The sequence below is a fragment of the Micromonospora sp. NPDC047738 genome, assembly GCF_040642675.1.
Lineage (GTDB): Bacteria > Actinomycetota > Actinomycetes > Mycobacteriales > Micromonosporaceae > Micromonospora.
In genome coordinates this window covers 1-11548 of the sequence record NZ_JBEYSO010000027.1, presented here as the reverse complement: position 1 = coordinate 11548, position 11548 = coordinate 1, and the positions used below count along the sequence as shown (strand labels likewise).

Genomic DNA, 11548 nt, shown 5'->3' with positions numbered 1-11548 from the left:
CGGACCGGGCACCGGCGGTACTGCCGACGGACGCTTCCGCCGGCAGTACCGTCATCCCTGGAGGTAGCGCGTGTCCAAGGAAACCGAGAAGCAGCGGTGGCAGCGCAACTTCGCCGACCTGCTCCAGGAGCTGCGGGTGGCGCAGACCGGCGTGCAGATCCTCTTCGCCTTCCTGCTCACCCTGCCGTTCAGCAGCGGTTTCACCCGGACCACCAATTTCCAGAAGGACACCTACATCGTCGCTCTGCTGGCCGCCGCCGCAGCTACCGCGATGATCATCTCGCCGGTCGCCTTCCACCGGGCATTGTTCCGGCAGGGCCGCAAGCCGGAGCTGGTCCGGTTTGCCCACCGGGTGGCCATCGGCGGCCTGGCCTTCATGCTGATCTCGATGGTCAGTGCGGTCCTGCTGATCACCGACTTCGTGCTGGGCCGGCTGGCGGCCCTGGTGCTGACCGGGATCACCGGGGCGTGGTTCCTGACCTTCTGGCTGGTCCTGCCGCTCGCCGCCCGGCGCAACTGGGGCGACGACATCGACGACGAGGACGACAACCCGCGGGTGCTGCCCGGCGACTGACCGCGCCGATTCCGCCAAATCGGACGTGCACCGAAGGCTACCCCTGGGTAACAACCGGGGGTAGCGTCGTTTTCGTCGCGCACGTCGACGCAGCCGGACCGAGGTCTCCAGGAGGCAGCCGTGACCACGACACAGAACAGCCGACCCGATCCCGCCGGGCACGGCGGCCCGACCGGCCGGGTGGCCCCGATCGACGACACCGATCCGCCGGCCGCCGCGGGCGACCGGGTGGACGGGGTGGGGCCGCTGCCCACCGAGGCCGGCCAGGTCTCCGAGAAGGAGGCCCGCCAGGTCGCGGAGGCGGCCCGCGAAGCGGCCTGGGACCGGCCCAGCTTCGGCAAGGAACTCTTCCTCGGCCGGTTCCGCCTCGACCTGATCAGTCCGTGGCCGCGCGCGAAGCCGGAGGACGTGGCGCGGGCCGAGGAGTTCCTCGGCGCGTTCGGGGCGTACCTGGACGCCGAGGTGGACGGTGCGGCGATCGAGCGGGACGCGCGCATCCCGGACGAGGTGTTCCACGGGCTGGCCCGGCTGGGCGCCTTCGGCATGAAGATCGACCGGAAGTACGGCGGCCTCGGGCTGAGCAATCTGCACTACTGCCGGGCGCTGATGCGGGCCGGCTCGGCCAACCCGGCGATCAGCGCGCTGCTCTCCGCGCACCAGTCGATCGGCGTGCCGCAGCCGCTGAAGATGTTCGGCACCCCCGAGCAGAAGCAGCGCTTCCTGCCTCGGCTGGCCGCCGGTGAGGTGTCCGCGTTCCTGCTCACCGAGCCGGACGTCGGCTCCGACCCGGCGCGGCTGGCGACCACCGCCGAGCCGACCGAGGACGGCACGGGTTACCGGCTCAACGGGGTCAAGCTGTGGGCCACCAACGGCACGGTCGCCACCCTGCTGGTGGTGATGGCCCGGGTGCCGGCGGCCGAGGGTCGGCGCGGCGGCATCACCGCCTTCGTGGTGGAGGGCGACAGCGAGGGCATCACGGTCGAGCGGCGCAACGCCTTCGTGGGCCTGCGCGGCCTGGAGAACAGCCTCACCCGGTTCCACGACGTGTTCGTGCCGAAGGAGAACGTGATCGGCGGCGAGGGCAAGGGCCTGAAGATCGCCCTGACCACGCTGAACACTGGGCGGCTGTCGCTGCCGGCCATGTGCGTCGGCGCCGGTAAGTGGTCGCTGAACGTGGCCCGGGAGTGGGCCGCCGACCGGGTCCAGTGGGGCCGGCCGGTCGGCGAGCACGAGGCGGTGGCCAAGAAGCTGGCCTTCATCGCCGCCACCACGTACGGCATGGAGAGCATGCTCAACCTCTGCTGCCTGCTCGCCGACGACGACCGCAACGACATCCGGATCGAGGCGGCGCTGGTGAAGCTCTACGCCAGCGAGATGGCCTGGAAGATCGCCGACGAGCTGATCCAGATCCGGGGTGGTCGCGGCTACGAGACGGCCGAGTCCCTGGCCGCCCGGGGTGAACGGCCGGCCGCGGTCGAGCAGATGCTGCGCGACCTGCGGATCAACCGGATCTTCGAGGGCTCCACCGAGATCATGCACCTGCTGATCGCCCGCGAGGCGGTCGACGCGCACCTCTCGGTGGCCGGCGACATCATCGACCCCGACGCCGGGCTGGGCCGCAAGGCGAAGGCGGGTGCCCGGGCCAGCGTCTTCTACGCGAAGTGGCTGCCCACCCTCGCCGTCGGCCGGGGCCAGGCACCCCGGGCGTACGCCGAGTTCGGCCCGCTCGCCGGCCACCTGCGACACGTCGAGCGCGCCTCCCGCAAGCTGGCCCGCGCCACCTTCTACGCGATGTCCCGCTGGCAGGGGAAGATGGAGCGCAAGCAGGCGTTCCTCGGCCGGGTGGTGGACATCGGCGCGGAGCTGTTCGCGATGGCCGCGGTCTGCGTACGGGCCACCGCCGAGCGGGCGGAGCACCCGGAGCACGTCGAGCTGGCCGACCTGTTCTGTCGGCAGGCCCGGCTGCGTGTCGACGAGCTGTTCACCGGGCTGTGGTCCAACACCGACTCGGTTGACGTGGCGGCCGCCAAGCGGATCCTCGCCGGCCGGTACGCCGCCCTGGAGGAGGGCGTCGTGACCCCGCCGGCCGACCGGCCCTGGGTGGCCCGCTGGCAGCCCGGCCCCTCCACCGCCGAGGACGTCCGCCGCCGCATCCCGCCGATGGGGTGAGTCCGGTCGCGGGGCGGTGAATTCGGCAGACGGATGTTCGTGCCGAGCACCTCCGCACATGGAGCTAACCGGGTCGAGCGATATGCCTCTGGGGCACAGATATGACTCAGAGGCATACCGCTTTCTGGATATCTGTGGCTGGGGCCAGCCGGCGGCCGCCGGCCGACAGCTGGACCCGGGTCAGCGGGAGGTAGCCGGCTCAGCTGGCGGCGATCGCCCAGGCCAGCACGCCGGCCAGGATGAGCCCGTTCAACGCGGCCAGCACCAGGTACGCGGCCGGCGGGATCTTGCGGCCCTTGCGGACGTAGCTCACCAGGACGCCCGCGTACGCCAGCAGCAGCACGGCGACGGCGATCAGGAAGTACAGCACCGCAACACCCTACCGGCCGGCCCGCAGGCCGAGTCTGCGCAGCTCCAGTGCGGCGAGCGCGTCGACGGTAGCGTCGTCGCCGCGGCGCCACGCCTCGGCCGCGTCCGGCGCGATCCGGGCCAGCCGACCGAGCGGCTGGCCGGCGAGCGCGCGCAGTGCCAGCAGGTCGCGGCCGGCGGGGGCGGTGGCGAGCGCCTGCGCCACGCCGGCCCGGCGCATCCAGCGCACCCGCAGCGGCAGCCAGCCGAAGAGCACGAGCCCGAGCGGGAAGACCAGCACCGCGATGCTCAGTCCGAGGGCCAGCTGGCCGACCAGTTCCTGCTGGTCGCGGCCGGCCTCGGCGACCGCGCGGGCGGCCTCGGCGGCCTTGGTGAACGGGGCGGTCAGCTCGTCGCCGACCAGCGGGACCCGACCCACCTTGCCGCCGGCGTCGGCCAGGTTGTCGGCGAGGCCTCCGCCGGCCCCCTCCAGCTTCTGTCCGGGTACGGCCAGCTTCTCGATCAGATCGTGCAGCCACAGCGCGAAGCGGATCGCCGCGTACACCCAGACGACCACGAGCAGATCGGTGAGGAGCTGGCGGAGGAGGGTCGGAAAACGGTCGGCGTAGATCTTCACGCCGGACAGCGTGCCACGGCCCGGCGCCGCCGGCACGACGGCTCCAGGTCGCGGCGCGGCGACAGACAGGCCGAGGCGGAGTTGTCGCACGACGGCTCCAGGTCGCGGCGCGGCTACAGACGCGCCGAGCTGGAGTTGTCGCAGGGGAGAATTCTCAGCCGGCGCAGGCCGGGCAGGTGCCGAAGATCTCCAGGGTGTGGCTGACCTCGGCGTACCCGTGCTCGGCGGCGACCCGGTCCGCCCAGCGCTCCACCGCCGGCCCGGCCACCTCCACGGTCCGGCCGCAGGCCCGGCAGACCAGGTGGTGATGATGGCCCTCGCTGCACCGGCGATAGAGGTGCTCGCCGCCGGGCGGGCGCATCACGTCGATCTCCCCGGCGTCGGCGAGCCCCTGCAACGTCCGGTAGACGGTGGTGAGGCCGACCCGCTCGCCCCGCTCGCGCAGCATCGCGTACAGGTCCTGCGCGCTGTGGAAGCCCGCCACCTCGGCCAGCAGCGCGCTCACCGCGGTCCGCTGGCGGGTGTTTCTGAGCGCCCCTTCGGTCATGCCGCCACCCGGTGGTCGGCGTGGGCGGTGATGGTCCGCGCGGTCATGCCGGCCCCTCCCCGGCGTGGCTGACCGCGTCCGCCACGATGTGCGCGACGTGCTCGTCCACCAGGGCGTACGCGATCTCCCGGCCGCGCCGGGAGCCGCGGACCACCCCGGCACCGCGCAGCACCCGCAGATGCTGGGAGACCAGCGGCTGCGGGGCGCCGAGCTTCTCCACCAGCTCGTGCACGCAGCGCTCACCCTGGGCCAGCTCGCTCACGATCGCCAGCCGGATGGGTGCCGACAGCGCGCGCAGCAGGTCACCCGCGCCCTCGAAGGCGTCGTATCCGTGCGTGGTGGTCACCCCGTAACGGTAACCAATCCCAGCTGGAACGGCCCGGAGGGGCTCACCGCAGCACCACCTCGTGCTCGTGCGGCTCGACGGCCGGCGTGCCGGCCGGCCGGGCCCGCCGGCGCAGCGCCCGCCAGCCGGCCGCGACGAGCGCGACCACCAGGAACGAGCCGATGGCCAGCAGCACCACCGAGGCGCCGGGCGCGGTGTCGGCGGTGGCGGCCACCCAGACCCCGGCCCCGGCCGCGAAGAGCCCCAGCGCCATCGCCGCCGTCATGGTGCTCCGGAACCCCCGCGTCACCTGCTGGGCGGTGGCCACCGGCACCACCATCAGGGCGCTGATCAGCAGCACCCCGACGGCCCGCATGGCGATGGTCACGGTCACCGCGGTGGTCACCGCGAGCAGCAGGTTGAGCGCCCGGACCGGTAGGCCGGAGACCCGGGCGTACTCCTCGTCGTGGCAGACCGCGAAGAGCACCGGGCGCAGCGCCAGCATGGCCACCAGGATCGCCACGCCGAGCACCAGGATGGTGATCAGGTCGCCCGGCGACGTCGTGGTCAGCGACCCGAAGAGGTACGAGTTCAGCGACGCGCTGCTGGCGTCGGAGAGCCCGACCAGCAGCACGCCGCCGGCGATGCCGCCGTAGAAGAGCAGTGCCAGGGCCAGGTCCCCGGAGGTACGGCCGCGCGCGCGGACCAGTTCGATGGCGATCGCACCCAACGTCGCCGTGATCACCGCCACCAGCACGGGAGAGCGGTTGAGCAGCAGCCCGGCACCCACGCCGGTGAGCGCCACGTGGCCGATGCCGTCGCCGATCAGCGCCAGCCGCCGCTGCACCAGGTAGATCCCGAGCGCCGGGGCGGCCAGCCCGATGACCAGCGCGCCGACCAGGGCGCGCAGCATGAAATCGTACTGGAAGAGGTCCATGTCACATGCTCCACAGCCCGGCGGGCTCCTCGTCGCAGTGCGGGTGCACGTGCTCGTGGTCGGGGTCCGCGTGGTGGCCGGCCGGTTCCGGCACCGCGCCGTCGTGGGCGATCCCGCCCTCGTGGACCACCACCGCCCGGCTGATCAGCGGGCGCAGCGGCCCCAGCTCGTGGGCGACCAGGAGCACCGTGCCGCCGCCGTCGACGAAACCGCGCAGCGCCCCGGCGAACGCCTCCTGGCTGGTCGCGTCCACCCCGGCGGTCGGCTCGTCGAGCACCAGCAGCTCCGGCCGGCCGGCGAGCGCCCGGGCGATCAGGGTGCGCTGCTGCTGGCCGCCGGAGAGGGTGGCGACCGGGTCACCCGCCCGGTCGGCGAGCCCGACCGCGCGCAGCGCCGCGGCGACCGCCTCCCGGTCGGCCCGTCCCGGTGGGCGCAGCAGGCCCCGGCGGGCGAGTCGGCCCGACGCGACCACCTCGGCCACCGTGGCCGGTACGCCGCTGCCCGCGCCGAGCCGCTGCGGGACGTACCCGATGCGGTGCCACTGCCGGAAGCGGCGCTGCGGAGTGCCGAAGAGGGTGACCGACCCGGCGCTCAGCGGGACGAGGCCGAGCACGGCGCGGATCAGAGTCGACTTGCCGGAGCCGTTGGCGCCGAGCACGGCGACCACCTCACCGGCGGCCAGGGCCAGCGAGACGTCCCGCAGCACGGGGCGGCCGTCGTAGCCGACAGCGGCATGCTCGACCTGGACGACGCTCATGCCGTCACCTCGCTTCGCTCGGCGCCGTCATGAGGCTTACCGGCGCTGTGCTGATGATTCGCTCGCTCATGAACAGTCCAAGGCGGTGCGCAGGGTCTGGAGGTTGGCCCGCATGGCGGAGAGGTAGTCGCCCTCGGCCGGCGGGCCCTCGATCGGGTCGAGCACGGCGGTCTTCGCGCCGACCTCGCGGGCGACCGTCTCGGCCACCTTCGGGCTGACCAGCGTCTCGAAGAAGATGGTGGTGGCCCCGTGCTCCCGAGCCTCCCGCGCCACCTCGGCGAGCCGCTGCGGGGCGGGCTCGGCGTCCGGGGTGAGGCCGGTGATGCCGACCTGCTCCAGGTCGTAGCGGGCGGTCAGGTAGCCGAACGCGGTGTGGCTGGTCACGATCTCCCGGCGCGGGCAGGTCCGCAGGCCCGCAACGTAGTCGGCGTCGAGCTTCTCCAGCGTGGCGCGCAGGGTCTTCGCCCGGGCGGTGAACTCGGCGGCCCGACCCGGGTCGGCCTTGCCGAGCCGCTCGGCCAGCCGGTCGCCGATGGTGGCCAGCCGGGTCGGGTCGAGCCACACGTGCGGGTCCTTGCCGCCGCTCTCCTCGGCGTGACCGGACTCGCCCTCGTGCTGGTGACCGCCGTCGGCCGCGTCGCGCAGCGGCTGCACGGTGGCCACGTCGAACGCCCGGTCACCGCCGTTCTGCTGGACCGCCTCGTCGACGGCCGGCTGGAACCCGGCGAGGAAGACGACCAGCTCCGCGTCGCTGACCTGGCCGACCTGGCGGGGGTTGAGCTCCAGGTCGTGCGGCTCGGCGCCGGGCTTGGTCAGGTTGGTGACCTTGACCGCGTCCCCGCCGATCTGCTCGGCGAGGAACTGGAGGGGGTAGAAGGCGGCCACCACGTCGACCCGCTCCGGGTCGCTCCCACCGCCACCGCCCTCCGAGCAGGCGGCGACGCCAAGGGTGAGCAGGGCTGCGGTGGCTGCGGCGAGGGCGCGTGGGGCGGAGCGGACGGTCATGTGACCAACTGTCCGCGATAACGAAATTGATTGTCAAAAACGCATGATTGCATGTCAGAGCAGCTTGGCCAGGGCGACCGCGAGCAACAGCGTCAGCATCAGGAGCCGCAGCACCCGGGTCCCCGGGCTCTGCACCGGCCAGGTGACGCTCATCAGCCAGACCAGCCCCGCGGCCAGGGCGAGCAGCAGGACGCCGCCGACCGCGCCGGGCGTGAACAGGGCGACCAGCACCAGGACCAGCGTGGCCAGGAACACCGCGGTCGGGTTGAGCCGGGCCGGAAGGGGACGCTGCGTACGCTGCATGGCACAGACTCTACGAGGAGGACCCGGGTGCTGGTCACCAACCGGTTCGTGGTCGACGCCGATGTCGCGTCCGAGTTCACCGAGCGGGCGCACGCCGCGCTCGCCGCGCTCGCCGCCCGCCCCGGCTACCTGCGGGGGGAACTGCTGCGGGCGCTGGACGACCCGACGTACTGGTGCCTGGTCACCGAGTGGGAGTCGGTCGGGGCGTACCGGCGGGCGCTGGGCGGCTTCGACGTCAAGGTCACCGCCGTGCCGCTGCTGGCCCAGTCCGTTGACGAGCCCTCGGCGTACGAGACGCTGGCCAGCGCCGCGCCCGAGGGCGAGATCGTCGTCGTCGCCAGTGATCGGGCCGCAGGTCCTTACCGCTGAGGCCGGGGGCACTACCCTCTGGCGTATGACCGCTCCCGGACCGGCCGCCCCACCCCCGAATCCCGTGCCGTCCGGCGCGCCGCCGGTATCGGGCCCGCCAGCCGAGCCCGGCGTCCCCGCGCCGCCGGCCGGCCCCGGGGTCGCCCCGCCGTTCGCCGCCCCGCCCACCGAGGGGGGCCGGGCCCGGCTCTGGCTCGGTCTCGGCGTCGGCGCGCTCGCCGTGCTGCTCTGCTGCGGTGGGGGCGGCGCCGCCATCGTCGGGCTCGCGGTCAGTAACCTGCAGGCCGTCCAGGAGCAGGGCCGCGCGGTGACCGACAACTACTACCGGGCGCTGGTGCGGAAGGACTGGTCCAAGGCGTACGACCAGCTCTGCGACGACGCCCACCGGCGGGAGTCCCGGTCGGAGTTCGAGCAGCGGGCGGCCACCGAGCCGCAGATCTCCGGCTACCGGGTGGGCCAGGTCGACGCCCAGACGCTGACCGTGCCGGTGGACGTGACCCTGGCCGGCGGCAAGCGGGAGGCCCAGACGGTGACGCTGGCGACGGACCAGCAGACGGGTGCCGTGGAGGTGTGCGGGGTGAGCTGACCGGCCCCGGCTGGGCTCGGCGGCTCCGGTGGTCGTACCGTTGTCCGGGACCGTCCGGTTCAATCCACTCACCCCCGCCGACCGCCAGCCGGCGTAGGAGGAAACATGCCAGCCGACCGTATCGACGCCGTCGTCAGCCTCGCCAAGCGCCGGGGCTTCGTCTTCCCCTCCAGTGAGATCTATGGAGGCACCCGATCGGCGTGGGACTACGGGCCGCTCGGCGTGGAGCTCAAGGAGAACGTCCGCCGGCAGTGGTGGCGGACCATGGTCCAGCAGCGCGACGACGTCGTGGGCCTGGACTCGGCGGTCATCCTGGCCCGCCAGGTCTGGGAGGCATCCGGCCACATCGCCGAGTTCGTCGACCCGCTGACCGAGTGCCAGTCCTGCCACAAGCGGTTCCGCGCCGACCACCTGGAAGAGGCGTTCGAGGCCAAGCACGGCCGGCCGCCGACGTCGCTGTCGGAGATCAACTGCCCGAACTGCGGCAACAAGGGCACCTTCACCGAGCCGAAGATGTTCAACGGCCTGATGAAGACCTACCTGGGCCCGGTGGAGAGCGAGGAGGGCCTGCACTACCTGCGCCCGGAGACCGCCCAGGGCATCTTCGTCAACTACAAGAACGTGGAGACGGTCGCCCGCAAGAAGCCGCCGTTCGGCATCGCGCAGACCGGCAAGTCGTTCCGCAACGAGATCACCCCCGGCAACTTCATCTTCCGGACCCGCGAGTTCGAGCAGATGGAGATGGAGTTCTTCGTCGAGCCGGGCACCGACGAGCAGTGGCACGAGTACTGGCTCCAGGAGCGCTGGAACTGGTACCTCGACCTCGGCCTGTCGGAGCAGAACCTGCGCTTCTACGAGCACCCCAAGGAGAAGCTCTCCCACTACTCGAAGCGCACCGTCGACATCGAGTACCGGTTCCAGTTCGGCGGCAGCGAGTTCGCCGAGTTGGAGGGCATCGCCAACCGCACCGACTTCGACCTGTCGACGCACAGCAAGCACTCCGGCGTCGACCTGTCGTACTTCGACCAGAGCAAGGGTGAGCGCTGGATCCCGTACGTGATCGAGCCGGCCGCCGGCCTGACCCGTGCCGTGCTCGCCTTCCTGCTCGAGGCGTACGACGAGGACGAGGCCCCGAACACCAAGGGCGGCGTGGACAAGCGCACCGTGATGCGCTTCGACCCGCGGCTGTCCCCGGTCAAGGTGGCGGTGCTCCCGCTGTCCCGCAACGAGGCGCTCTCGCCGAAGGCCCGGGGCCTTGCCGCGGACCTGCGCAAGCGCTGGGTGGTCGAGTTCGACGACTCGCAGGCGATCGGCCGCCGGTACCGCCGGCAGGACGAGATCGGCACGCCGTTCTGCGTCACGGTCGACTTCGACACCCTCGAGGACAACGCGGTGACCGTCCGGAACCGGGACACCATGGCCCAGGAGCGCATCTCGCTGGACCAGGTCGAGCGCTACCTGATCGAGCGCCTGCCCGGCTGCTGAGCTGGTCACGGGGCCCCGGCCGCGCCGGTCGGGGCCCCGTACACTTGTCCGGTGACCGCCCCGACCCTGCCCGCGCTGCGCCCGTTGACCCTCGGGCCGCACCAGGTGTGGCCGCCGGTGGTGCTCGCGCCGATGGCCGGGATCACCAACGTCGGCTTCCGCCGGCTGTGCCGGGAGCAGGGCGGCGGCATCTACGTCTGCGAGATGATCACCACCCGGGCGTTGGTGGAGCGCAACCCGAAGACGCTGCGGATGATCGCCTTCGGCGCCGAGGAACAGCCTCGCAGCCTCCAGCTCTACGGCACCGACCCGGAGATCACCGCCGCCGCCGTGCGGATCGTGGTCGAGCAGGGCCTCGCCGACCACATCGACCTCAACTTCGGCTGCCCGGTCCCCAAGGTGACCCGGCGGGGCGGCGGGTCCGCCCTGCCGTGGCGGCGCCGGCTCTTCGCCCGGCTGGTCAAGGCCGCGGTGGATGCCGCGTCACCCGCCGGGGTGCCGGTCACCGTCAAGATGCGCAAGGGCATCGACGACGACCACCTGACGTACGTCGAGGCGGGGCTCGCCGCGCAGGACGCCGGCGTCGCCGCGGTCGCCCTGCACGGGCGTACGGCCGCGCAGCGCTACTCGGGCACCGCCGACTGGGATGCCATCGCCACCCTGAAACAGGCGCTCGACGTGCCGGTGCTCGGCAACGGCGACATCTGGGAGGCCGACGACGCGCTGCGGATGGTCGCCCACACCGGGGTGGACGGCGTGGTGATCGGGCGCGGCTGCCTGGGCCGGCCCTGGCTCTTCGCCGACCTGGAGGCCGCCTTCAACGGCCGGTCCGACCGGCGGCTGCCGACCCTCGGCGAGGTGGCGGTGACCATGCGACGCCACGCCGAGCTGCTGGTCGACCAGTTCGTGGCCGGCGCCCGCAACCCCGTCCGGGGTGAGCGGGACGGCTGCACCGACTTCCGCAAGCACGTCGCCTGGTACCTCAAGGGCTTCCCGATCGGCAGTGAGCTGCGCCGGTCCCTCGCGATGATCGACAGCCTGGCCCAGCTCGACGACCTGCTCGGCAAGCTCGACCCGGCCGTGCCGTTCCCGGTGGAGGCCCTCGGTCAGCCGCGTGGCCGGACCAACTCCCCGGGCAAGGTCTTCCTGCCGGACGGTTGGCTGGCCAGCCGGGACGACGACACCCCGCCAGACGGCGCCGAGCTGGACGACTCAGGCGGCTGACCGAATCGGTCCGTCCGGGGCCTGGCGCCCCTCGCGGGCGAGCTTCAGATCCCAGCGCGGCAGCGGTGTGCCGACGAAGAACGGCCGGCCCCTGGATGGAGGCCGGCCGTTCTGTGGTCGGTTGCGGGTACGGCGAAGGCCGGCCCCGTGTGGGGGCCGGCCCTCCGTGGTTCCTGCTGTCACCTGGTGTGTCAGGAGGCCGAGTAGCCGCGGGTGGCGATCCAGTCGGCGAGGTTGTCGACGGTGATCCGGTAGGAGGCGGTGTTCGGGTTGGCGGAGTCG

General features: G+C 72.7%; 14 protein-coding genes and 1 pseudogene. 6 read left to right on the top strand and 9 right to left on the bottom strand.

The window, feature by feature from the left end; translation table 11 throughout:
- Nucleotides 1–70 precede the first annotated feature (70 nt).
- Together ABZ783_RS29700 and ABZ783_RS29695 are read left to right on the top strand one after the other, a co-directional pair.
- A complete protein-coding gene (locus ABZ783_RS29700; RefSeq protein ID WP_357443872.1) occupies nucleotides 71–574 on the top strand; it encodes a DUF6328 family protein in 504 nt (167 codons plus the stop codon).
- Between the two features lie 228 nt (nucleotides 575–802).
- Nucleotides 803–2743, top strand: a complete 1941-nt coding sequence (locus ABZ783_RS29695; RefSeq protein ID WP_357444026.1) for an acyl-CoA dehydrogenase family protein — start codon at nucleotides 803–805, stop codon at nucleotides 2741–2743.
- A 199-nt stretch (nucleotides 2744–2942) separates the two neighbouring features.
- Here the strand turns inward: ABZ783_RS29695 and ABZ783_RS29690 are convergent, their stop codons facing one another.
- The 8 genes from ABZ783_RS29690 to ABZ783_RS29655 all read right to left on the bottom strand — a co-directional run bounded on the left by ABZ783_RS29690 (nucleotide 2943) and on the right by ABZ783_RS29655 (nucleotide 7602).
- Entirely contained in the window at nucleotides 2943–3113 is a 171-nt protein-coding gene (locus ABZ783_RS29690) for a hypothetical protein (RefSeq protein WP_357443870.1), read from the bottom strand.
- Between the two features lie 9 nt (nucleotides 3114–3122).
- The gene (locus ABZ783_RS29685) at nucleotides 3123–3818 is read right to left on the bottom strand and encodes a hypothetical protein (protein WP_357443868.1); all 696 of its coding nucleotides are present in this window, start codon (nucleotides 3816–3818) and stop codon (nucleotides 3123–3125) included.
- A gap of 64 nt (nucleotides 3819–3882) precedes the next feature.
- Nucleotides 3883–4275: a Fur family transcriptional regulator gene (locus ABZ783_RS29680; protein ID WP_073839382.1), complete on the bottom strand. Its 393-nt coding sequence runs from the start codon at nucleotides 4273–4275 to the stop codon at nucleotides 3883–3885.
- Between the two features lie 43 nt (nucleotides 4276–4318).
- Nucleotides 4319–4621 (bottom strand): metalloregulator ArsR/SmtB family transcription factor, encoded by a 303-nt coding sequence (locus ABZ783_RS29675; RefSeq protein ID WP_073839383.1) that lies wholly within the window; start codon nucleotides 4619–4621, stop codon nucleotides 4319–4321.
- Between the two features lie 43 nt (nucleotides 4622–4664).
- A complete protein-coding gene (locus ABZ783_RS29670; RefSeq protein WP_357443865.1) occupies nucleotides 4665–5537 on the bottom strand; it encodes a metal ABC transporter permease in 873 nt (290 codons plus the stop codon).
- A gap of 1 nt (nucleotide 5538) precedes the next feature.
- A complete protein-coding gene (locus ABZ783_RS29665) occupies nucleotides 5539–6294 on the bottom strand; it encodes a metal ABC transporter ATP-binding protein (RefSeq protein WP_357443863.1) in 756 nt (251 codons plus the stop codon).
- A 66-nt stretch (nucleotides 6295–6360) separates the two neighbouring features.
- Complete coding sequence (locus tag ABZ783_RS29660; RefSeq protein ID WP_357443861.1) at nucleotides 6361–7299, bottom strand: metal ABC transporter substrate-binding protein; 939 nt, start codon at nucleotides 7297–7299, stop codon at nucleotides 6361–6363.
- A gap of 54 nt (nucleotides 7300–7353) precedes the next feature.
- Entirely contained in the window at nucleotides 7354–7602 is a 249-nt protein-coding gene (locus ABZ783_RS29655; protein ID WP_357443859.1) for a DUF6703 family protein, read from the bottom strand.
- A gap of 27 nt (nucleotides 7603–7629) precedes the next feature.
- Between ABZ783_RS29655 and ABZ783_RS29650 the strand changes: the two genes are divergently transcribed.
- From ABZ783_RS29650 to dusB, 4 genes are all read left to right on the top strand, one after another.
- Nucleotides 7630–7971: an antibiotic biosynthesis monooxygenase family protein gene (locus tag ABZ783_RS29650; RefSeq protein WP_357443857.1), complete on the top strand. Its 342-nt coding sequence runs from the start codon at nucleotides 7630–7632 to the stop codon at nucleotides 7969–7971.
- Nucleotides 7972–7996: 25 nt separating this feature from the next.
- Nucleotides 7997–8557, top strand: a complete 561-nt coding sequence (locus tag ABZ783_RS29645) for a hypothetical protein (RefSeq protein ID WP_241825636.1) — start codon at nucleotides 7997–7999, stop codon at nucleotides 8555–8557.
- 105 nt (nucleotides 8558–8662) lie between these two features.
- Entirely contained in the window at nucleotides 8663–10042 is a 1380-nt protein-coding gene (locus ABZ783_RS29640; RefSeq protein WP_357443855.1) for a glycine--tRNA ligase, read from the top strand.
- A 51-nt stretch (nucleotides 10043–10093) separates the two neighbouring features.
- Entirely contained in the window at nucleotides 10094–11266 is a 1173-nt protein-coding gene (gene dusB / locus ABZ783_RS29635) for a tRNA dihydrouridine synthase DusB (RefSeq protein WP_357443853.1), read from the top strand.
- Between the two features lie 191 nt (nucleotides 11267–11457).
- Here dusB and ABZ783_RS29630 read toward each other — a convergent pair.
- Nucleotides 11458–11548: pseudogene (locus ABZ783_RS29630) on the bottom strand (phytochelatin synthase); the annotation flags it as partial.

Coding starts and splice junctions, on each gene's coding strand:
- ABZ783_RS29680 (WP_073839382.1), bottom strand. CDS start 4,275: ATGACCGAAGGGGCGCTCAGAAACACCCGCCAGCGGACCGCGGTGAGC.
- ABZ783_RS29670 (WP_357443865.1), bottom strand. CDS start 5,537: ATGGACCTCTTCCAGTACGATTTCATGCTGCGCGCCCTGGTCGGCGCG.
- ABZ783_RS29665 (WP_357443863.1), bottom strand. CDS start 6,294: ATGAGCGTCGTCCAGGTCGAGCATGCCGCTGTCGGCTACGACGGCCGC.
- ABZ783_RS29660 (WP_357443861.1), bottom strand. CDS start 7,299: ATGACCGTCCGCTCCGCCCCACGCGCCCTCGCCGCAGCCACCGCAGCC.
- ABZ783_RS29655 (WP_357443859.1), bottom strand. CDS start 7,602: ATGCAGCGTACGCAGCGTCCCCTTCCGGCCCGGCTCAACCCGACCGCG.
- ABZ783_RS29645 (WP_241825636.1), top strand. CDS start 7,997: ATGACCGCTCCCGGACCGGCCGCCCCACCCCCGAATCCCGTGCCGTCC.
- ABZ783_RS29640 (WP_357443855.1), top strand. CDS start 8,663: ATGCCAGCCGACCGTATCGACGCCGTCGTCAGCCTCGCCAAGCGCCGG.